The 22,214-nt window shown below is 41.9% G+C and carries 14 protein-coding genes; 4 read left to right on the forward strand and 10 right to left on the reverse strand.

Annotated features, from left to right (window positions below):
* The first annotated feature begins 79 nt into the window (after positions 1-79).
* Positions 80-1,096 carry a LacI family DNA-binding transcriptional regulator gene (locus ACSSVW_RS00585; RefSeq protein WP_036972278.1) on the forward strand — a complete coding sequence of 339 codons (1,017 nt, stop codon included), beginning with the start codon at positions 80-82 and terminating at the stop codon, positions 1,094-1,096.
* On the opposite strand, the gene ACSSVW_RS00590 is transcribed toward ACSSVW_RS00585, so the two are convergent.
* The 8 genes from ACSSVW_RS00590 to ACSSVW_RS00625 form a co-directional block, all read right to left on the reverse strand.
* A complete protein-coding gene (locus ACSSVW_RS00590) occupies positions 1,073-2,020 on the reverse strand; it encodes an alpha/beta hydrolase fold domain-containing protein (RefSeq protein ID WP_421420197.1) in 948 nt (315 codons plus the stop codon). The genes ACSSVW_RS00585 and ACSSVW_RS00590 overlap by 24 nt on opposite strands.
* Positions 2,017-3,675: a glycoside hydrolase family 43 protein gene (locus ACSSVW_RS00595; RefSeq protein WP_421420199.1), complete on the reverse strand. Its 1,659-nt coding sequence runs from the start codon at positions 3,673-3,675 to the stop codon at positions 2,017-2,019. The genes ACSSVW_RS00590 and ACSSVW_RS00595 overlap by 4 nt, the downstream gene beginning before the upstream one ends.
* A 9-nt stretch (positions 3,676-3,684) precedes the next feature.
* On the reverse strand, positions 3,685-4,881 hold the full coding sequence (locus ACSSVW_RS00600; RefSeq protein ID WP_036972276.1) for a glycoside hydrolase family 88/105 protein: 1,197 nt from the start codon (positions 4,879-4,881) through the stop codon (positions 3,685-3,687).
* Between the two features lie 2 nt (positions 4,882-4,883).
* Positions 4,884-7,418, reverse strand: a complete 2,535-nt coding sequence (locus ACSSVW_RS00605; protein ID WP_454178614.1) for a glycoside hydrolase family 88 protein — start codon at positions 7,416-7,418, stop codon at positions 4,884-4,886.
* Positions 7,419-7,470: 52 nt separating this feature from the next.
* On the reverse strand, positions 7,471-8,913 hold the full coding sequence (gene uxaC / locus ACSSVW_RS00610) for a glucuronate isomerase (RefSeq protein WP_421420203.1): 1,443 nt from the start codon (positions 8,911-8,913) through the stop codon (positions 7,471-7,473).
* Between the two features lie 53 nt (positions 8,914-8,966).
* Complete coding sequence (gene eda, locus ACSSVW_RS00615) at positions 8,967-9,593, reverse strand: bifunctional 4-hydroxy-2-oxoglutarate aldolase/2-dehydro-3-deoxy-phosphogluconate aldolase (protein WP_065978971.1); 627 nt, start codon at positions 9,591-9,593, stop codon at positions 8,967-8,969.
* Positions 9,593-11,071, reverse strand: coding sequence for a glycoside hydrolase family 28 protein (locus tag ACSSVW_RS00620; RefSeq protein WP_454178615.1), 1,479 nt, complete (start codon positions 11,069-11,071; stop codon positions 9,593-9,595). The genes eda and ACSSVW_RS00620 overlap by 1 nt, the downstream gene beginning before the upstream one ends.
* A gap of 151 nt (positions 11,072-11,222) precedes the next feature.
* Positions 11,223-14,249, reverse strand: a complete 3,027-nt coding sequence (locus tag ACSSVW_RS00625; protein WP_118845233.1) for a TonB-dependent receptor — start codon at positions 14,247-14,249, stop codon at positions 11,223-11,225.
* Between the two features lie 353 nt (positions 14,250-14,602).
* Between ACSSVW_RS00625 and ACSSVW_RS00630 the strand changes: the two genes are divergently transcribed.
* Together ACSSVW_RS00630 and ACSSVW_RS00635 are read left to right on the forward strand one after the other, a co-directional pair.
* Positions 14,603-15,370 carry a rhamnogalacturonan acetylesterase gene (locus ACSSVW_RS00630; RefSeq protein WP_065978974.1) on the forward strand — a complete coding sequence of 256 codons (768 nt, stop codon included), beginning with the start codon at positions 14,603-14,605 and terminating at the stop codon, positions 15,368-15,370.
* Between the two features lie 247 nt (positions 15,371-15,617).
* On the forward strand, positions 15,618-17,798 hold the full coding sequence (locus ACSSVW_RS00635) for an extracellular catalytic domain type 1 short-chain-length polyhydroxyalkanoate depolymerase (RefSeq protein WP_454178616.1): 2,181 nt from the start codon (positions 15,618-15,620) through the stop codon (positions 17,796-17,798).
* Positions 17,799-17,837: 39 nt separating this feature from the next.
* Here ACSSVW_RS00635 and ACSSVW_RS00640 read toward each other — a convergent pair whose 3' ends face one another.
* Positions 17,838-19,916: a TonB-dependent siderophore receptor gene (locus ACSSVW_RS00640; protein WP_421420206.1), complete on the reverse strand. Its 2,079-nt coding sequence runs from the start codon at positions 19,914-19,916 to the stop codon at positions 17,838-17,840.
* Between the two features lie 563 nt (positions 19,917-20,479).
* On the opposite strand from ACSSVW_RS00640, the gene ACSSVW_RS00645 reads away from it, so the two are divergent.
* Positions 20,480-20,935 (forward strand): globin family protein, encoded by a 456-nt coding sequence (locus ACSSVW_RS00645; RefSeq protein WP_036972258.1) that lies wholly within the window; start codon positions 20,480-20,482, stop codon positions 20,933-20,935.
* Positions 20,936-20,996: 61 nt separating this feature from the next.
* On the opposite strand, the gene ACSSVW_RS00650 is transcribed toward ACSSVW_RS00645, so the two are convergent.
* Complete coding sequence (locus tag ACSSVW_RS00650; protein ID WP_036972256.1) at positions 20,997-21,875, reverse strand: EamA family transporter; 879 nt, start codon at positions 21,873-21,875, stop codon at positions 20,997-20,999.
* Positions 21,876-22,214: the final 339 nt, after the last annotated feature.

Raw genomic sequence — 22,214 nt, forward strand, 5'->3', positions numbered from 1 at the left:
TAATGTAACGAATTTGTGTACTTTTAATAATTAAAAGCTGAACACTACTGTCGCTAAGTAGTTGACTCTGGAATTTTATATGTCTGTAACAATCAACGATATTGCTCGTTTATCAGGGGTCTCTAAACGCACTGTTTCGAGAGTGATAAACTGCTCACCGGCGGTCGGTAAAGCAACCCGTGAGCGGGTGTTAGAAATTATTAAAGAAACAGGGTTCTCGCCAGATAAGCAAGCGCGCGGTTTGGCGTCGAGTCGTTCTTACCTACTGGGCTTAATCTATGATAACCCCGATGCACTGTATATTGATGAAGTGCAACGTGGCGCATTGAGTGTTTGTGCTGAGCTTGGCTATGAGCTTGTTGTGCACCCTGGATCATCAAAACGCGATGACTTCATTAGTGATTGCCTTAGTTTTATTTCGCGCTCAAAACTAGATGGCGTGATTATTTTACCTCCTGTCTCTGAAAATAAAGCATTGGCAGCAGCGCTTCGAGAAATTAACTGTCCTTATGTTCGTCTTGCGTCAGTTGATTTAGATGATGCAGACAATATTGTTGTGTCTGATGAGCGTGCTGCAATGCGTGATATGGCGACACATTTAGTCGAGTTAGGTCATACAGATATTGGGTTTATTTCGGGCCCTCAACATTACCGCTCGTCGATTGAACGTTTAGCAGGCTTTTTGGCTGAGTTGCAGGTATATAACGTTAAGCTACCAACAGACCGCATAGTTGAAGGTAAAAACAATTATGACAGTGGTTTGGCGTGTGCTGAGCAATTACTTAATACTTTGCCAAGACCCACTGCAATCGTTGCAAATAACGATGAAATGGCAGCAGCGGTTCTTCGGGTTGCAAACAACTTAAATATTAGAGTGCCTGATGAGCTCTCTGTGGCTGGATTCGACGATAATATTTTGGCATCACGTATTATTCCCTCATTAACAACTATCCGACGCCCTGTGTTTAATATGGCGTGTTTGGCAGTCCAAAAGCTGATCAATAAATCCCGTAATAATCAGGAAAAGTTAGCCTTACAAAAGACAGTGACACCTAACCTCGTTACACGCGAGTCAACGGGAAGGGTCAACGGCTAACTGTTTATTAATAAACTCACTGATTAATTCAACCGTGTTATTTTGCCAAGGGTGAAATAGCCAAAAGCAATGGGGAGCCTCTTTAAACACATGCTCCTTGTTTGTAATGCCACGCTCAGTTAATTGTTCTTGAACTGTTTTTTTTCCTGCATAAAATCGCGCAAAGCCACCGTTGATGAATAAAGTCGCAGGGCTTGTGTTTGAGATGTAATTAATTGGGGATGCATGTTGCCAAATTGCAGGGACTTCTTCATAACGACCTCCTAACCACTTACTGGCAGATGTAACCGCCTTATTTTTATCATTCTCGTAGCGCAGCGCCAAAGGGGTAGTGAAATCAGACAGGCCATCAATGTTGATCAACACGCGCGCATTCACTGCCAATGAGGCACTTTGATTCAATAACTTGCCATGACTATAAGCCAGTAGGGCAGCTATTTGCCCGCCTGCTGAACTGCCTGCAAGGGTCAGTTTTTCAGCGTTTAAGTGAAAGCGTGAAGCGTTACTTTTTAACCACTGTGTTGCTAGTGCAATATCATGAATCGATGCAGGGTATTGCGCCTCATCCGAAAGTGTATAAGCAGGGGTTGCCACAACAAAGCCCTTAGCGGCAAGTTTTGCTGCGAGGGTTTGTAAAATGGCCGGTGAACCCGAGCCCCATCCACCACCATGCACCAATACAATCAGTGGTAATACGGTGTTGTTATTAGGTCGAATAATAGTGATTGACTGGGAGCGCAATTTACCTGGGTACGTATGTTGTTCGACGTTTAAATTACTGATTGGGCTGTCATCTGGTAGATGCAACTCGCTGTAGCGTGGTTTTAACTTTTTATATGTGTTTTCAAGAGTATAAGACGCACTATGAACGTGGTTTGATATTCCACTTAATAGAAAAGCGATAAGGGGGAGTGTGTGTTTCATTTATCAGCTACCTTAGAAAAGCGAATATAATCGTAATGTACAGAGTGAGAATTGCGACTGACCAACTTATTGACATTGAATAAGCCCACTTTGGCACCAACCCAACGGCCTTTTTTGGCACTAAAATGCTCTCCGATGGCCCGATATTGTGAGGCTTCTGACGTTTTATAACTAAATACCGCATGAGCGCCAGGTTGCACCAGTAATCTTAAATACATTGTCTCAGTGGTGACCTCTGTAATGATTGTTTTATGTTCTGTACATCCTTTTAGTGCTCCTTTGCATTGGCTATAAACAAGGTGGAGTGCGCCTTCATCTGAACGCGATATACCGATCCACGCATAGTCTTCGCCAAACAATAAAAGACCGCTGTCGCCCTGGTAAGTTTCTGGATTAAAGACTAATTTTGTTTCAACGAAAAAGCGCTCTGCCGGTAGTTTTTGCAATAACAGCGAAGGAGTAAGCCACAAACTGTCTGCTACTTCTTGCTGTTGGGATAGTGTTAAATAGCCAGCACTGTCAGTTAAAGAAAACCAGTGTGGCTGTGGATTTGCGTTCCATTGCCATTGTAAACCAAGTTGCTCAGCATTAAATTCATCGCTGTTGGGTATTTGAGTGCTTAAGAACCGTTTAGCTTTGGGTTTTCGATACTTTAAAACCGGCTCGCCGATGCCATCTTTATCGGGATCTCGGCCAATCACGGGCCAATCATTAAGCCATTGAAGCGGTTGTAAATGCACGATACGGCCGTAGGCATTTTTAGATTGAAAATGAACAAACCAATCTTGGCCATATGGCGTGTTGATCCAACTTCCTTGGTGTGGGCCGTTGGTTAGCGAGTTTCCTTGTGCCATTACAATTTTGTCTTCATACGGGCCTAGTATGTGTTTACTTCTAAAAACTGACTGCCAACCTAAATCGACTCCGCCAGCAGGAGCAAAAATGTAATAAAAGCCATTACGCTTGTAAAACTTAGGACCTTCTAAGGTACGATATGAGGGCAGGGTATTGCCATCGACGATATGCTGGTATTCGTCACTTACCCAACTGGCGTCAGCACTCATTTCACGAATTGAGAGAACATTGTTAAATCCGGCCCTGCTTTTTGCCCACGCATGGAGCAAGTAAGCTTTGCCATCATCGTCCCATAAGGGTGTAGGGTCGATAATTCCTTTCCCTTTTAGAATTAATGTGGGTGTTGACCATGCTTTAGCGGGGTCTTTGGCTGTAATAACATAGATCCCAAAATCTGGGTCAGGGTAAAAAATCCAAAATAAGCCATTATGATAACGAATATTGGGTGCCCAAACGCCATTACCATGTTGTGGCGTGTTGTAGTGCTCACGCGGTTGTTGAATAGGGAGTGCGTAATTTATGAGTTGCCAGTTAACTAAGTCGTTTGAATGTAAAATAGGCAACCCCGGCGCAGAGTTAAAACTTGATGCCGTCATGTAATAATCATCACCCAGGGCAACGATATCAGGATCTGAAAAGTCAGCATGAATGATAGGGTTTTGGTAATACCCATTTTCTAAATCTGCCTGCCAAATGAGCGGCATGTTATTTTTTTCAGTGGGGAACTCTATCAGTTCAATAGCCGGTAAAGTAACACTGACAAAAAAAAGGGTATTTATTAAGACATAAATCGCTTTCACTTGATTTCCTTATCTGCCTAATAAAAGACTCGCTAAAATAAAAGGCCCAACTGCTTTAGGGTCATTATCTCGGATATTTTCGCTTAAGTAATAATCATAGCTACCATCACGATATGGCTTGCCGCCAAGCCCTGCGACTTCACAGGCTGATGTGATTGAAATACGTTTTGTTTTTTTGTCGACAGCGATGAATTCATCGATTAATCCAGCATAACTTTGCTCTGCGTACACTAAGTAGTAGGCAGGTAAGGCATTATCTAATACTCCTTTGATGATTGCGTAGGTAAACATGCTGCTTCCAGAGGATTCAGGATAATTACCGGCTTCATCGCCTTTATCTGTGACTTGATACCAAGTTCCAGTGTCATTTTGATAATGTAATAAGCGATCGATTAAGTGTTTAAAGCGGCGAGATAACCATGCTTTTTCAGGATAATCATCTGGCAATTGCGCTAACACATCAACCATCGCCATGGCATACCAACCTATTGAACGTGACCAGTGATTTGCTGATTGTCCTGTGATTGGGTCAGCCCATTTTTGACTCTTTGACTCATCCCAGCCGTGAACAGGGAGTTGGGTATCAGGTCGGTATAAATGCTTTTCAATAAGTTGGAATTGCTTGATAACATCGCTAAATTGCTCTTTTTGACCATAACGACGAATGTACTCAGCGTAGAATGGTGCGCCCATGTATAAACCGTCGAGCCACATTTGTGAGGTGTAGCGTTTTTTATGCCAAAATCCCCCTTCTGTAGTGCGGGGATGCTTTTCTAATTGCTTTACTAGTGTGTCGATGGCGAGTCGATATTTTTTGTTGCCAGTTTCGTCATACATGAAAAACAATAACTTACCAGCATTGAGCATATCGATGTTGTATTTACTCTGTTGATAAGTCTTAATCGTGCCATCGTCCATAACGAGGCTATCAACATACTCTTTTATGTAATTGAAATAGCGTGTATCGCCTGTTTTTTGATAAAGCTTAGCAAATGCCATAAGTTCTAAGCCATGGGTATAGTCCCAGCGAGCAGCAGTGCGCCAGTCAATCAAATAGGCATGCGGATGACGTTGCATTTCTGATTCAGCCATCCATATCGACCACATAATAGGGGGTTTTTTAACATTGCTTGCAATGCTGTTTACTGACCAAAAAACGCTTAAAATACAGGTTAATAAAATCGATAAGTAGCGAAATGTTTGCATGATTATTTACTTTTCTGACGAAGCAATTTTACCATTTCTGTGCCAGCTAAAATATACGCCGCGTTGCCTTTAGGGTCGTTTGCAACAACAGGTTCACTCATGTAGTAGTCATAACTCCCATCACGGCCATAGCCAAGCCCCGCTACATAACATTGGTTAGTCATAGACACAGTGCCATCTTGGTGCAATAAGGTAAATTCGTTTAATAATCCCTGGTAGGCCTGATATGCAGTCGCAAGGTAATCGGTGCTTAAGTAGCCCTTATTTATTGCTTTTGCATAGAAGTAGGTAAACATCGCCGTTGCTGATGACTCTCTATAATTACCTATCGCATTGGGTTTATCCATTACCTGCCACCAAGTGCCGGTTGCTGGGTCTTGCGTTTTTTCTAGACTGTCGGCAATTTCTTGCACCATGGTAAGTAAGTGTTTTCGTTGCTGACTATTTTGTTCAGGAATATAATCAAGTACATCGACAACGGCCATCGCAAGCCAGCCCATTCCGCGAGCCCATACCTCGTGTGAAAGCCCCGTTGATTTATTAGCCCATGCCTGTTGTTTAAGCTCATCCCAGCCGTGATAGTAAAGCCCCGTTTGCGTATCTTTTAAAAACTCGCGGGTTAAGTTAAATTCGTTCACCACTTCGGCAAAGGTTTCTTGTTGTTGGTGACCCGATTCAAATAAGGCTGCGTACTCAGCTAAAAAAGGCATACCCATATACACACCATCAAGCCATACTTGGCCTTGGTATTTTTTCTTATGCCAAAAAGCCCCTGTCGACGTGCGAGGGTGTTTATGTAATTGCTCTCTTAACGCATGAATTGCTTTTAGATACTTTTGTTCATTTGTTTGCTGGTATAGCGTAATTAAATTGCGACCAGGCGGAATATTATCAATATTAAAATTGCTTTGTTTATAGGCTGAAATAAGGCCATCTTCAGAAATAAAGCTTCCGGTCACTTTTTCAATGACTTGTTTATATTCCGCATTATCTGTGAGTTCACCAAGTGTGTAATAAGCATACGGTTGAATACCAATAATGTCATATTCAAACTTTGGAGATCGCTTACGGTTAACATCCCATCCATTGTAGTGGTAGCCTAGCGTTTTACGCGCCAGTTCAGAATCTGCGAATGCTTGTGTCCACTTAAGTGCAGACTCTGCGGAGATAGACGCTTGCATTGTATTCTGTGTCAACGATGTTTTGAGCTGAATTCGAGGCTTAATGGTCAGCTTTTGCGCTTGTTGTTTAATATAATGCTCAAATTGTTCTACGGTATTAATACCGCTTTGGGCTTGCCATAAAGATGCAAAATAATAGTGAACTTGCTGACTGCCTTGCTGGCCTTTTGGCGTTAATTCTACTAAGTAGTTTTTATCATCTTGGCGTACTGTTTTTACATCCCCTTTTTTGAAAAAAACCACCATGCCTAGCGCCTTACCGTCGAGACTTTGTTTGCCCCAACTAGCAATATACCCATAGCCATAATTGCTCATGCTTTGTAAATCGGCTTTTAAAAAGGTTGTATCGGGATGTTTTACAAGGCCTGCGGTGATGTTATCAAGTGGTTTGTCGAGTTTTAAGGTGACTTCTGCCAGTGGAGAACCCGCTTGCATACTGATAAATGCACTGAGGTCTTGTTGCTGTACGCTGTTTTGCCAGCCATGGTAATCAAGTTGAATTTGGGCGAATAAATCGCCATTCGCAGTGATGCTTGCAGTACGAGTATCTACTTTGCTGACATGTTCAAGCTTACCTTTCTCATTGGTATAGGCAAAACCACCTGCACCTAGCGATCCTCCTACTTTTAATAAGTCCATTCCCCAATCTTGTAGCGAATGATACGACTTATAACCATCTAAACCAACGTTGTGCAATACGGGTTCTGGAGTCAGTTTTCCGAAGATATCAAAACCATTACGCCAATCGAGGTAAATGCGATAACCGACCTTATCTGATTCGATCCCTGGTCCTTCATAGCGGATCCAGTTTGAATGGTCTGTGTAATATTCAGGAGGGGTTATGGATTGAACATTTTTAAACTGGCCACCGACATATTCTTTCATTCCAGCATTTTGTTGGTGTTTTGGTGGGCGAGTATGAGGTACCCATTCACCACCCACTTTATGGGCTAAATCTGCTTGTACACGCTTTTTGGAAGGTGCGAGACGTGTTGTTGAGATTATCTCTGCGTGTATATTTTCACCTTTAGAAAGATCAGTAACGAACAAAATACCATCGTTCTTTCCATCCAAATCTTTATCAATCGCTTGATTGGCAACTTGATTATCGCCGATATTTACCGCAAGCGTTGTATTAGGTGCTACACCTAAGTCGTAGTAGCTTAAATAAATAGCTTCATCTTCGCGATTAAACGGACTGGGATTAGCAATATCAACAGTGGCAACAGAACCTGTCTGTGCTTCTTTTATGCTGTGATGCTGGGGTTGTTCTGCTTGTTGGCAAGCGGTAACAGACAAAGCAGCGAAAGTAATCAGTGATGTGTGTATCAGGTGACGTGAGGGTAAATGTTTCATTGTTGTTCTCCCCTGAAAAGGCCAAAGCAAAGCTTTGGCCTAAGTGTTTTTATTATAAGTTGTATGCTTTTTTCACTAAACCATAGGTTAACTGATAAGCGAGTTCATGCGCTGACTCAATACTAATTTGGTGATTAGCAACAAGTTCAGCTAAATAGCGACAATCCACACGACGCGCGACATCGTGGCGGGCCGGAATAGATAAAAATGCACGCGTATCATCATTAAAACCAACAGTATTATAGAAGCCCGCTGTTTCAGTGGTTTGTTGACGAAAACGCAGCATACCAGCCGGACTATCATGGAACCACCATGCAGGCCCTAGTTTTAGGCTAGGGTAGTGGCCTGCAAGTGGCGCAAGCTCGCGGCTATAGGTGGTTTCATCGAGAGTGAATAAGATGATTTTTAACTTTGGATGATTACCGTATTTACTCAATAGTGGTTTAAGCGCGTTTACATATTCTGTTTGGCTTGGGATATCTGCCCCTTTATCACGACCGAATTGATTGAAAATCGGTTGGTTATGGTTGCGGTGTGCACCTGGGTGGATTTGCATTACTAAACCATCCTCGATACTCATGCCTGCAAGCTCGGTCAGCATTTGTCCACGAAACAGTTCTTGTTCTTGCTCATTTGCGTGACCAGTTCGGCATTTTTCGAACAATGCTTCACATTCACTCAGTGACAAGTCGGCAGTTATTGCACTGGGGTGCCCATGGTCAGTGGCTGTTGCGCGACCTTCTTTTTTAAAGTACTCACGGCGAATACGTATAGCGTCTAAATACCCTTGCCATGTTGTGGTATCTTGCTCGGTTAGCTCCCCTAGTTTTGCGACATTATCGATAAAGTCTTCGCGACTTGCATCAACCACATCATCTGGTCTAAACGTTGTAATAACTCGCTTTGCCATGTTTGTGCCAGCCATGCCACGATGATGATCGAGCGAGTCTAGCGCACCTTCTGTGGTTGCAATTAGCTCAATATTGAAACGATCCATTAGCGCATGCGGTTTATAGGCATCAGTCGCCAGCTCTGCGGTGATTTTGTCATAATAGTCTTGCGCATTTTCTGAATTTAATTTTTCAGTAAAACCAAAAACATCGCTAAATACAGCGTCTAGCCAATAGCCACTGGGTGTACCTGCGAACAAGTAATAATTGTCCGCAAAAATTTGCCATGCTTTTTTTGGATCAACGCTTTTAGAACGCGCCATATCACCTTCTAGGCCATGCTCAGGAATTCCTAACGTTGTTAAGTCGATGCCTTGGCTGTAGAGCATTCTAAACACATAGTGATCTGGTTTTATGAAAAGCTCAGTAGCGTTACCAAAATGAGGGTTTTCATTAAACCATTTAGGGTCTGTGTGGCCGTGTGGGCTTACAATAGGGAGATCTTTAATTTCATTGTAAAGTTCACGGGCAATGCTTACGACAGCGGGATCGCTTGAAAATAGGCGATCAGGATGTAGTTTAAGAGACTGTGATTGACGAGTCATAGTGTTTCCTTTATTCATTTACTTATTAGCCACCGGTGGCAAAATAGGCCAATTTATTTTGTTAGTACGTTAGCGCAGGCTTGAGTGATACTTTGCCAGTCTTTTGTATTCACCCAATCAGGTTTTGCGACCCACGTTCCACCCACAGCAAATACATTATCTAATGCTAAAAAATCTTTGAAATTTTGAGCATTTACACCGCCTGTAGGACAAAAGCGTATCTCTTGAAAAACACTCGAGACAGCGTGTAAAAAATCGATTCCGCCACACAATGAAGCTGGGAATAACTTGTGTTCTGTAAAGCCATATTCACTGGCGAGAAGAATATCGGCATTATTCGATACGCCTGGTAAGCATGGTTTGCCACAACTTGCTAAAGCATCTAGCAAGCGAGGCGAAACTGCTGGCGTTACAATGTAATCAGCGCCTGCATTGATGGCGTTATTTAATGTGTCACTACGGGTAATTGTCCCCGCACCCACGATGAGATTTGGTAATGCCGATTTTATCGCTGTTATTGCAGCTAATGATTGCTCAGTGCGAAGTACAACTTCGACTAAATTAATACCAGCATCTTGCATAGCCCGAGCAACGGCGACTCCTTGCTGTGGATCATGTGCTTGGATGATTGGCAAAATCGGTTGTCCTGCCATTAATTTAGAAAATGCGCTCTGTGCCATTAGATTGACTCCGCTAATAATTGTTTTGCGCTAATTGATTGATTGTTCAAGGTGACGTTTTCAACATTGAAATCGGTGATATTTTTAACGATTGACTGTTTTGCGACGTTATCAAAGTGGCTATTTATAATTGTAAAATCTTTGATAGGTGCCCGCTCAAATCCATTTAAATAGAACGCTTTATCAAGCACGTTATTACAGTGCAGATTGTCTATAACGATATCGCGTACGGTGGGGTCAAATTGGCCTGCATCACCTTCTTCGTAAAAGAAATTAATAACAATTGCATTTTTTACTGTGCCAACTTCAACATTACGAATGCGAATATGCTCAATTAATCCACCGCGGACAGAATTGGTTTTAATACGGATGGCACGTTCTAAATGTGGACTGTCCATCGTGCAATCTTGTACGTAAACATTGTTCACACCGCCTGATATTTCACTGCCAATGACGACACCACCGTGACCTTCTTTCATATGACAGTTTTCGATCACTATATTGGCAGATGGCGTGTTGACGCGACGACCGTCAGCATTTCGCCCTGATTTAATTGCAATACAGTCATCACCTGTATCGAACGTACAGTCTTTTATATGCACATGATTGCAGCTTTCTGGGTCGCAACCATCGGAATTTGGCCCATGGCTTGAGAACGTGACACCACTGACTGTCACACTGTTACATAACACGGGGTTTACTAACCAAAAAGGAGAATTTTTGATAGTCACTCCCTCAATTAACACATTATTACAGCGGTAGGGTTGAATGAAAGGGGGGCGCAGATATGCACCATCAGCGTAGATTCGCTTAGCAACAGGTAAGGCGTTTTCAGCATCAACCATTAATTGTTTACGTGCTGGTTTTTGATCCATCAATTGACCATTTTCTTGGTATTGTAATTCCCAGTGTTTTTCTTTGTGCGGACCTTTCCATGGCCACCAAGTGGTATTATTCGCATTACCCTCTAGTACACCTTCGCCAGTGATAGCTATATTTTGTTGGCCATACGCATAAATTAAAGGGGAATACCCCATCATCTCGAGGCCTTCCCAGCGAGTGAATACTGCAGGTAGGTAGTCATCTGGATTAGTACTAAAACTTAGCACTGCGTTTTTTTCAAGGTGTAAATTAACGTTCGATAATAAGTGAATCGGGCCGGTATAAAATACCCCCTCAGGAATAATAACTTTTCCACCACCTTGCTGGTGGCAGGTTAAAATAGCCTTTTTTATAGCATGGCTATTATTAAACGTACCGCCACTTTGAGCGCCAAAGTCAACGATATTAAAAGCACTCTCGGCGAACTGTGGTACTTTAATGTTCTTTTTAATCGCTTCGGCTGCTGACCAATCATTATTATCTGTTGGCGTCAGTAACGTATTTACACTCGCACTTTTGCAGCCCATTAATGCAGCAGTACCTACTAAACTACTCGAGGCGAAGGCTTTAAGAAAAAATCGGCGATTATTGTTCATACTCAAGGTTCCTGTAGTCACAACATGTGTGCTAATTGTTTTTATAGTTGAAGTACTCTAGCAACAATTGCCACCGGTGGCAATTGTTGCTAGAGATTTTATAAAAAATAACCAACCACACAGTATTGGTTATTTGGAGGGGAGTCATTTGTTAAAATGATCCGCGCAAGCCGACTAAAAATTGGCGTCCTGATGATAAGCTTTCGTATGGGCGAGGTGTGTAAATATCATTCCACATCTCTTGCTTTTCATCAGTTAAGTTAACGGCTTCAAACGACAAGCTCATATTTTCTGTCAGTTCATAGCGAGCAGAGAAGTTGAGTTTTGCTTTGTCATCATAGCCACGTACAAACGTTGATTCATCTTTGTATTCATCGAGGTATTGTTTGTTATAACCACCACGATAGTTGTATGAGAAACGTGCTGACCAATTATCTACTTCATAATACATCGTTACATTGAAAGTGTTTTTAGACGTTTCTTCTTCGACTAAATTCAAAGGTGTACCATAAAAAGGGTCTTCGATATCGCGGGTATAGTCGATATATGTGTAGTTTGCTTGGATCCCTAAGTTATTAAAGGGCTCAGGCAAGAACGTAAATGGCTGCTGATAAATAAACTCAGCACCCCACATATCTTCAGCGTCGGTATTAGTAAGTTGGGTTACGGTCCAGGTAATATCTTCTGCGTTCATATCACCAATGTCGATACCCAAGCGATCTAACTCAGCCTGACTTAACACTTCATCACTACTTTCAGATGAAATACCGGTGATATTTTTAAAGAAAACAGAACCCGCAACCAGAGATTCATCTGCAAAGTACCACTCTAGACCTATATCGTATTGTTTTGCTTTGTACGGCTCAAGTGACGGACCCGCACCACGTTTAATTGTTGCGGTAGGGTCTTGCTCATCAGGGGTATTAACACTTATTGATGAACGTAAGTCAGATAGTTTTGGTCGGGTAATAGCGTGTGAGTAACTAAAACGACCGACTAAATCTTCAGTGATATCATAAGCTAGGTTAAGCGAAGGTAACCATTCATCACCTGTGCTAATCGATTCTCGCCAACCATAACCATTTTCAAAGTTAGCGCCATCACCTTTGCCTGCTGTGTAGCCATCTTTGTAAATATGATCCAGATTTACAATTCGGCTCGTGTTTTTGTTATCAACATAGCGAAGACCTAAATTACCCCTTAGTTCTGAATTGAATATATCTTTTCTAAAGTTAAGTTGAAGGTAGGCTGTGTTTACCTCTTCTTTTATATAATAGGCACGTTTGTACTCTTCCTTCGCTTCAAAAAAGGCGGCATTAGAAAATGCATCCATCATGGCATTGTAGTCAGGTGTTAGCCATGTAGAGCCAAATAGTGTTGAAGTGCTCGGTACTGAGGCATTATTACCAAAGTGAATACCGGTCTCATTAAGCGTGGTAGAAAATAAGTCTCCCGCTATTTGATCGGCATCTAAGTCAATAACTTGTGTTTCAGCTGATTTACCGCTGGTTTTGTTCGTTTCTATATCTAGGTTTTTCCACGCGTTGCGGAAGTCGTGTTGTTCAGTTTCAAAGCTACGCTGCCCTACACCAAATTTCACTGTGTATTCATCATTAAGTTCGTAGGCAAAATCAAGTTTAATGGTTGAGTTTTCGCTCTCAATAGTTTGTGCGCGGTTACGAACGAGCCCAGCACTGTAATTGCTAGCGTCTAGCATGGTGTTTTGTAATTGCTCTTTGGTAAACGCGTTTCCAGGAGCTTGTCCTGCTGCAAAAGCAAATGATGGCATTGTTGTGTTTAACTGCGCACTGCCTATCGCTTCACCACCGGGATTATTAATTAGAGAAAGTGGGTCAATATTACTGTCGTAACTGTAAGCAACGGTTGAGCCCTCTGCATCAAGTGCAAAAGTGCGAAGATAAGGTACATCCAAATCAGATTTTCCTTTACCTACTAAAAAGCTCATTTTTAAACGATCATTAATGTACCAATCACCCGTAAAGCTTACTTGATCAAAGTTTGATTCAGAGGAATCTTGTCGTGCTTCTGAACGTATAATTGCATTTGAAAACGCACCAGCAACAATTGTATTGTTAGGATCTGTATAGATGTTTTCAGGTACGATATTTTTTTGATCACGTAACAATACTGAGTATTGATATTCATCCATTGTCGTGTCTAGCTCTGCATGGAGAATATCTAAGTTCATTGAAAGATTATCAGTAGGAGCGTACTGGAAGGCGACGGTTGCACCTAGGCGTTTTTGCTCTTTTGAAAAGATAGAATAACGAGGTATACGGGGTAAATATAAACCATCCAGATTATCGTTTGTGTAATTGCCATTTTCTAACAAAATGGTCTTAGGTGCAGCTGATAGGTAGTTTGTACCTCCTTGACCAACGGGTGAACCGCCATCAACATAGTTTGGATTATTGACGGTCCAGCGAACCGTTGATGAACCTTCACTTTGGACGGTCCCATCACTGTATGCAACAGAGGCAAGTACACCGAATTTATTATCCCAGTTATTACTGAGCATAAATGACACGCGCGGCGATACATCCTCAGAAATATCGTTATAGCGGGCATTGACATTGTATGAGCCTTTAAAGCCTTCATATTGGAAAGGGCGCGCAGTCTGTAAATTGACATTACCTGAAATCCCGCCATCTTCTCTTTCTGCAGACACGGTCTTATCGATGTCTATTTGTGTAAAGAGTTCTGAAGCAAACACGTTATAATCAAAGGCGCGTGAAGTATTAGAGCCACCAGCCGCATCGGTTGCCGCTCCTGCTGAAGCTGATTCCATGCCATTAATCGTTGTTTTTACAAACCGAGAACCAAGACCCCTAATTGTTATTTGACGTCCTTCGCCAGCATCTTCTTCAATAGAGATACCGGGTACTCGAGCCAGGGAGTCGGCAACGTTTAGATCTGGAAACTTACCAATATCTTCAGCAATGATAGTTTCGCGTGTGCCTACCGCCTCACGCTTAGACATTAGCGCTGCATTAATACTGCCACGGTAGCCTTTAACCTGAATAATTTCGATGCCATCATCTTCTACTGCATTATTTTGTTGTTCTTGTGCATTAGCAGCATAACTTCCCATTACGCCACTGAGTAATAGTGAGGTCATAAGACAGCTTAGTTTGAATGTTTGCTTACTTGTTGTCATTGCTGTTCCAGTTGTAGTTTATTGTTATAAATTACATGACTTTCAAACGGCATAAGTCATATCCTGTTATTTTTTTATGCGATTGTGTGTTCAATTACGCAAAGAGTAAAATGCCACTTTAATCCTTGTTTTGCTACCGGTGGCATTTAGGTAGAAATTATACGTAAAAATTCGTGCTGTCAAACCAAATAAACCAAAAATATTAATATTTCCTTTACAAATTAACGTTTTTAAAACCGCCGAAAGTTACATGATGGTGCAATAGCGGGTTGATTTTATTTATTTATTTGCCACCGGTGGCAGTGTGTGCTAGGGTCATTTTTATTGAGTTAATTTTCTATAGTGAGAGTTCAATGTTTAAACATTTTTTAAGGTTTCTATACGTCGGTGTTGCGCTTTCGTCTACTGCTCAGGCTGATGAACAGATCAACGTTTTTATGGCGGGAGACTCTACAATGTCAATAAAAGAAGTGAAAGATTACCCAGAAACAGGGTGGGGAATGCCTTTTCAATACTTCTTTAATGATCAAGTACAGGTAATTAACCTGGCTAAAAATGGTCGCAGCACACGGACTTTTAAATCAGAAGGTCGTTGGCAAATGATTATGGACGAGATTAAGCCAGGGGACTATGTCATCATACAGTTTGGTCATAATGATCAATCAAAACAAAAAGTTGACCGCTACACATCCGTACCCGACTTTAAAGCAAATTTACTTGGCTTCATCAAAGATGTGCGCGAAAAGCAAGCTCACCCCCTGTTAATGACACCGATAACGCGCCGCTATTTTAATGAAGACGGAACGATTAAAGAGACGCACCCGTTGTATGCAGATGCGGTAAGAGATGTTGCTAAACAAACAAAGGTTGATTTTATTGACATGGAAGCAATTACTAAACGCTACTTTCAAGCGCTAGGTGATGACGGCTCTGCATTACGTTTCATGCATATTGCCCCTGATTTGCACCCTAATTACCCGTTAGGTGTAACAGATGACACCCATTTGAACCAACTGGGTGCAACGGAGGTTGCTCAACTTGTGTTAACAGAATTAAAGAAGATGAATCACCCCTTGGTTGCAAAAGTTAGGAAGCCAGATCCTAAACACCTAAAGCGTTAAATTTGAGCGTTAAGTTGTATTTTTTACTGAAAGCCTAACAATAAGATTGTGAGGCTTTTTTATTGGGTTTTGTTAATCGGTTTTCGTGTAATTTCACATATTGACATTATAAACGCGTTGCTTCTTTTGGCTTTATTGTCCTTAATTTTATAGCACTATAGTTATAGTTCGCTTTTTTAATTGTTCTACTACATTGGGTTAGTCATCAACTGACAGACAGCAATGATAACAACTATAAAGGCTATATATGCAAAAAATAACACAATTATGTAAACGAAAATCAGCATCGTTTACGCCTGTGGCCGTGCTCTGCGCTGCTATTTTCTCACAGTCAAGTTTTGCAGGTAGTTGGCAGCAAAATGTCAGCATCGGCGGTTTCAATAATGTTCATATTTACACGCCAGATACGCAGTCGAGTATCGGTGATGGTCATTCATTAATGTTAGTCCTGCATGGCTGTGTGCAACCAATCAATAACTATTTAAGTGCCAATTTAGAAGAGGCCGCAGAGGCTCATGGTATGGTGATAGCCGTGCCTGATGCGATGAATAAAGCGGGGTATAGCTGCTGGTCCTATTGGCAAGGTGCAATAAACCGCAGCTCTGGCGATTATAAGAATTTGATTAATTTAGCCAATGCTTTAAGTGGTGATGTAGCCCGTAATATCGACCCGAAACAGGTCTATATTGCTGGCTTATCATCTGGGGCTGCGATGGCCGCGCAAACAGCATGTGTGGCACCTGATGTATTTGCAGGGGTTGCACCCAGTGCGGGTCCTACTATAGGTACCAGTTCAAGTGGCGCAATTTCGACCTGTGAAACAGTCTCTGAAAATACGTTTGTATCACGTTGTGAAAGTTATGCTGGTAGCTATAAAAATAGTTTTGAAACACAAATTGCAGTGGTTGCTCACGGCACAGCCGATACCACAGTAAACACATGTTATAACCAACAAAATGCCAATGGGTTTGCAGCGCTTTATGGGGTTAGTCAGTTATCGGGGACAACAACGATTAGCGACGACGCCACTCGCACGGCAGAGCAATCACGCTGGCAAGATAATCGAGTCGCTATGCTGTGGTTGAATAATTTAGATCACTCATGGTCAGGTGGGCAAGGTGCTTCGGGTGATTATGTGGCAGCAAATAGCATTAACTTTGCAACATATTTAGGCGAGTATTTTACAGCGAACAATAAACGTGTTGATCGCAACTCTGGCCCCGAAATCAGTAATTTAAATGCCACAGACAGTAACAGTCAGCTCACCATTACAGGCAGCGCAATCGACCCTGAAGGCAGTGTAACGAGTGTGAATATAAATGTGTATAGCCTGGCCGCAGGGATGACAAGTTTAATTGAATCTCTCAATGTGCAAGTCGATGCGAATAATGCCTTTAGCGGGGTGACAAGTGCACTCACCGATGGTCTTTATGAAGTGCGTGTAAGTGCCACAGATAATGAAGCTAAACAAGGTAATGAAGCAAATCTTACTGTACGTGTTGGGCCAGAACCTGCGGCCACAGCACCTGTACTCAGTGATACTGCGGCTAGTGTAAATGGGCAATGCGCTACAGTAACAGGCACCGTTATCGATGATAATCAAAACGTAAGCACGGTTGTGGTTAGCTTTAGCAATGGTGATGTGACTGCTACGGTGAATGGGCTTGAGTACTTTGCTGAGCAATGCAATCTAGCGGGTGGCAATAATACCGCAGTGATCACAGCAAGCGATGATACAGCCCTTACATCAACTGACAGCATTAGTTTTGTCATTGATGCTGGGGTTACTGGCGATTATAACTTGCACATTAATGAAGGCCATATTACGTGGGGAGAAGGTTATTCGGCGTGTTATTTAGCGTTTGGTACCGCAAGCTTCACGATGCGGGAGTATGCGGCAGGAACAGAACAATGTCAGTGGATTGCAGATGATGATTCAAGTTGCACTGGCCCATTACAAGCATGTAAAACCACGACAGAGCCAAATAATGATGCTGATAATGATGGGGTATTAGATGGCGTGGATAATTGTCCGAATGTAGCAAATGCTGATCAAGCTGATAATGACAATGACGGTATTGGTAATGTGTGCGACAGCACACCCGACGGTGAAACGAGCGACTTTGACAGTGATGGGGTGAGTGATAGCCTTGATAACTGTCCGCTTGTGGCAAATAGTGATCAGTTAGATAGTGATGCCGATGGTGTGGGTGATGCGTGTGATTCAACACCTAATGGTGATTATATGTGTACAGAGACGACTTCAAGTAACTATGCACATGTACAGGCTAATCGTGCGACGACGAACGGATCATACGCTTATGCGTTGGGCTCAGGTGATAACTTAGGTCTTTACAACACTTTTTATACCAGCACCTTAGCGCAAACTAGTGCGGGGTATTACGAGTTAGGCAATTGCCCTAATTAATAAAATTGTGTCGCCCCGATGGGCGACACATCCACCCAGTTAAAACTTATAAGTTAAGGTTAGGCTGCCGTTTGTAGGCGCACCATAATAACCCACGGTTTGTAAACTATTAATGTACTGCTCGTCAGTGATGTTGTTGACGTTTGCTTGTATGTCAATGTTGTCGTTGATATTCCATCGAGCAAAGGCATTAAGTAAGCCATAACTTCCTTGTTTTACATTGTAGTCAGTGCTTTCGATTTTAGATTGCCAACGGCCATTTAAGCCCACAACCACCGCATCGGTCACCGCATAATCGACTGTTACACCTATAACATCACGAGGCGCCCATTTATTGGTATCATCACCATTTTCATCAGTTACATCAATATGTGTATAAGAAGCGACGATATTGATGTTGTCGGTAATCTTTCCAGTGACTTCAAATTCATAGCCTTCTGACTCAATAGACACGCCTTTATAGTAATAAATACCATCTTCTGTCAGGCCCGCGTATTGAGCAAAGTTATCTTGCTCAGCAGTAAAATAGGCAAACGTTGTCATTAGTGCATCGTCAAACCAAGAAGCCTTAACACCTGTTTCAAAGTTTGTGCCTTTGGTGGGGGCTAAGTATTGGCCGTTGTAATCTGCTTGTTCTTGCGGCTGATAAATATCCGAGTAACTTGCATATAAGTTTAAATCGTCGTTTAACTTATAAGTAAAACCAACATAGGGGCTCGTCTCGCTCTCGTCATTATCAATTGATGCACCGGCATTCATGCCTGAGCGCTCAAATTCAATAGTGTTAAAACCAACTACGGTAAATAATTTATCAGTAATGTTTAACTGAGCAGAGCCAAAGTAACGCGTTAGCTTTTGTTCGATATCAGAATATAAAACAGGCGCTAACCAATCTGGCTCAGGTATAGCATCTAAGTCATATGGAAATGCTGGGGTTGGACCATAGGCCGGTGTGTTTGCAAAATCAAATGGGTGTTGATACATCACGTCATCACTTTTTGCATGGCTTACACCAACGCTTGCCTGGTGTTCTTTACCAAATAATTCAAAGGCACCAAATGCTTTGATTTCAAATAAGTCTGCATCTATATCACTGTCATAACGACCCGGCCAACCACTTAAGCCTAAGTGCGTGTCTTTATCAATCGTGCCGCTGGCATAAAATAGCTTGTCTTGCTCTTCAAAACCGCGGAAGTTATAGCTTGCTTGCAGTTGCCAAGCGTTAGCAAAAATATAGTTGTATTCAATAAATGCAGAAGTGTTGATGGTGTCCCACATTGTCCATTCTTGGGTGGTTGTGTCGCTCACATCCCATTTTGCTTGGCTGCCATCTGTGTAGTTATACACCAGCCCACCCCATGTATTACCATCGGTATCAGCATCTTGATAAGAATAACCAGCGGTAACAGTAGAGTTATCTGTTAATTGACCATCAACAATAACAGAGAAAAACTCACGGTTATTTTCAAGCCCGTCAAGGTAAGATTCTTTATCTTCAGCAGCCGCAACAAAGCGGGCTGCCCAGCTACCCGAATCAGTTAAAAGCAAAGAGTAATCTGCTTGAAGACGTTTAAAGTCCCATGAGCCAAATGAAACACCTACTTCACCACCATTTTCATTTTTTGGGCGCTTACGAACATAGTTAATCGTGCCCGATGCATTACCAACACCCGTTAAAAGGCCATTTGCTCCACGGATAACTTCAATGTTTTCGTAGCCATAGGCTTCCATAGCCCCGGTTACAATACCCCAATCATTTGGCAAACCAACCCCATCAATTTGGGTGTTTTTAATTTCAAAGCCACGCGACGTGTAGTTAGTACGATTTGTTTCCCATTCTTCAACATTGATGCCTGGGGCTAAACGTAGCGCATCGTTGATATTAAAGGCTGAATAGTTTTTTAGTTGCTCTGCGGAGATGATACTGATTGATTGTGGTGTTTCATCAATCTCTAGTGCAAGGCCAGTTGCGCCTTCACTTATGCGATTTTGGCGAACACCCACAATCTCAAGTGTTTCAATATTCGCTTCAGCCTCAGCAGTTTGCTGTGCGAAACTGAGTTGTGGATTCAATGCATAAATAATAGCGGTTGCAAGTGGCAACTGAGTTAATTTCATTCTTATCTCCGCGTGTTGTGAGCAGTAAATGGCGATGGTTGATTATTGTTTTGATTAAAATAATTCGCGGTAAACTTATCACAACTGATAATAATTATCATCAAGATTTAACTCTAAAGTGTTATGTTAATACAAATAAATGTAACAAAATATGTCAGTTTATTGTGTAAGAGGGCAGCTTATAAGGCGTATTTCATTTTGTGCTTACCGTCTATTTTAATAGTGGCTTATCGCTGCTTAGCAACATGTAAAATTATGAGCAATTTTAAGGAGATATCACTATTTTATTCTTGGTCCAAATGGTTAGCGGAACAACGTGTGAAAGAGGATGTATTGCGTGTGCTAAATGATGACATTATAAAATAAGCCACTGGCATAAAATCGAAGCCGTTGTGTAGGCTAGGTAAATAAAGTGCGGCGTCCAGAGTCGCTATTTTAAAGTTAATTCAGTATGCGTTATAAGGTTAATAAAGTGGGGGCATACAAAAATTGGGTATTTGAGGAGTAAAATCGTCTTTATGTACTAGTATGAAATAACAATCTTCATTATAAAAGGAATAGGCATGCTCAGCGCTTATCAAAAACAGTTAGTTCAAAATAGCTTTAAAAAGGTAGCCCCCATAGCCGACGACGCAGCAGCCATTTTTTATGCCAAATTATTTGAGTATGATCCTAAACTTAAAACACTCTTTAAAAGCGACTTAAGGTCACAAGGAAAAAAATTAATGATGACCTTAGGTATTGCAGTTAAAGGGCTCGACAATTTAGATGAGCTCGTGCCAGTACTTGAACAACTTGCACGAAAACATATTGACTACGGTGTAAGCGTGGATGATTACACACCGGTAGGAAATGCATTGTTATATACGCTAAAAACAGGCTTGGGGGATGATTTTACCCCTGAATGCAGAAAAGCATGGGTCATTACTTTTAAGGCCATTGCTGATGTAATGCGAACTGCGGCATACCCCAGTTTTGACCCCGCAACTTACAAAAATGTTAAGTATTATCACAAATAATTTTATTGAATCGGGTGTATTGATATAAAGCCCATTGCTCATGGGCTTTATAGTGAAAGTTTTAAGCGTTACTTTCAACTTTTGTTTGTTTTGAGGTCGACATTGAGCTTCCGACCGATGCGGTGATAACGAGCAAAATGGCTAACCATTGCCATACACTTAAAAACTCAGCCAAGATAATAAAGCCAGCGAGGGCTGCTACCGCAGGCTCCAAACTCATCATGATACTGAAACCCTGTGCGGGCATATTTCTAAGTGCAACCATTTCAAGTGTATAAGGCAGGGCACTTGACATAATGGCAACTAGAATACCTAAAGGTAAAACGTCCCAACTTAATAGCGCCATGCCTTGTGAAGCTGCACCATAGGGAACAAGTACAATAGCTGCAATGCTCATACCTAAAGCGACGGTCATGCCGCCTGAGCCTTGATTGCCCGTTTTTTTACCGAATAAAATATAAAATGCCCAACAGGCTCCTGCCGCTAGCGCTAAAATGACCCCAACAGGGTCGAGACTTTCCTCACCTTTCATATCAGGTAATAACAGCACAATACCTGCTATGGCGCAGGCAACCCAAAATAAGTCGCGCTTTTTACGAGATGATAAAAGTGCGACCGCTAATGGACCAGTAAATTCCAGTGCGACACCAATACCCAGCGGAATACGCTCGATAGCGTAGTAAAAAAGTATATTCATACCCCCTAAGCTTAAGCCGTAAATAATAATCGGCATGCGCTGGCCAATAGGAGGAAAGGCTCTCCAAGGCTTAAAAACTAAACACAGAATCGCCGCCGAAAAACCGAGGCGCAATGCAGTGGTCCCTTCAGGGCCAATCAATGGGAATAATTGCTTAGCGACAGATGCACCTGACTGAATGGTGACCATGGCTAATAACACGCAAATAACAGCAATCAAAAACGGGGGGATGGTACGCTGCATCACTGTCCTTATGAATAAATAAGAGCTGAAGTTTGGGGGCGATTTTACTGATGTTTTGATGATTAAGAAATGTTTTTCGTTAAACGGTAGCCGATTTTCGATGAAACCTAAGTTGTGGGGCATTCATAACTGTAATGTATTGATTATCAGAGATAAAGTGCATTTTCAGGTGCTCAGTCGCAACGGACTGAAAAACGCACGTCAGGTGAGCAAAAATTTATCTCAAGAGTACCCGGCAGTATTTATTGTGATTATTTACTCGCGAACAAGCGATGTCTGAACAATGCGTCATTTCTAATTATAATATACTAGTAAATTGGTATGGGTTTTGCACTGTTT

The organism is Pseudoalteromonas sp. MBR-15 (genome assembly GCF_053628915.1).

Bases quoted from the DNA above. Each gene is read 5' to 3' on its own strand.
- ACSSVW_RS00585 (WP_036972278.1), top strand. From the start codon at position 80: ATGTCTGTAACAATCAACGATATTGCTCGTTTATCAGGGGTCTCTAAA.
- ACSSVW_RS00590 (WP_421420197.1), bottom strand. From the start codon at position 2,020: ATGAAACACACACTCCCCCTTATCGCTTTTCTATTAAGTGGAATATCA.
- ACSSVW_RS00600 (WP_036972276.1), bottom strand. From the start codon at position 4,881: ATGCAAACATTTCGCTACTTATCGATTTTATTAACCTGTATTTTAAGC.
- ACSSVW_RS00605 (WP_454178614.1), bottom strand. From the start codon at position 7,418: ATGAAACATTTACCCTCACGTCACCTGATACACACATCACTGATTACT.
- uxaC (WP_421420203.1), bottom strand. From the start codon at position 8,913: ATGACTCGTCAATCACAGTCTCTTAAACTACATCCTGATCGCCTATTT.
- eda (WP_065978971.1), bottom strand. From the start codon at position 9,593: ATGGCACAGAGCGCATTTTCTAAATTAATGGCAGGACAACCGATTTTG.
- ACSSVW_RS00620 (WP_454178615.1), bottom strand. From the start codon at position 11,071: ATGAACAATAATCGCCGATTTTTTCTTAAAGCCTTCGCCTCGAGTAGT.
- ACSSVW_RS00625 (WP_118845233.1), bottom strand. From the start codon at position 14,249: ATGACAACAAGTAAGCAAACATTCAAACTAAGCTGTCTTATGACCTCA.
- ACSSVW_RS00630 (WP_065978974.1), top strand. From the start codon at position 14,603: ATGTTTAAACATTTTTTAAGGTTTCTATACGTCGGTGTTGCGCTTTCG.
- ACSSVW_RS00635 (WP_454178616.1), top strand. From the start codon at position 15,618: ATGCAAAAAATAACACAATTATGTAAACGAAAATCAGCATCGTTTACG.
- ACSSVW_RS00640 (WP_421420206.1), bottom strand. From the start codon at position 19,916: ATGAAATTAACTCAGTTGCCACTTGCAACCGCTATTATTTATGCATTG.
- ACSSVW_RS00645 (WP_036972258.1), top strand. From the start codon at position 20,480: ATGCTCAGCGCTTATCAAAAACAGTTAGTTCAAAATAGCTTTAAAAAG.
- ACSSVW_RS00650 (WP_036972256.1), bottom strand. From the start codon at position 21,875: ATGCAGCGTACCATCCCCCCGTTTTTGATTGCTGTTATTTGCGTGTTA.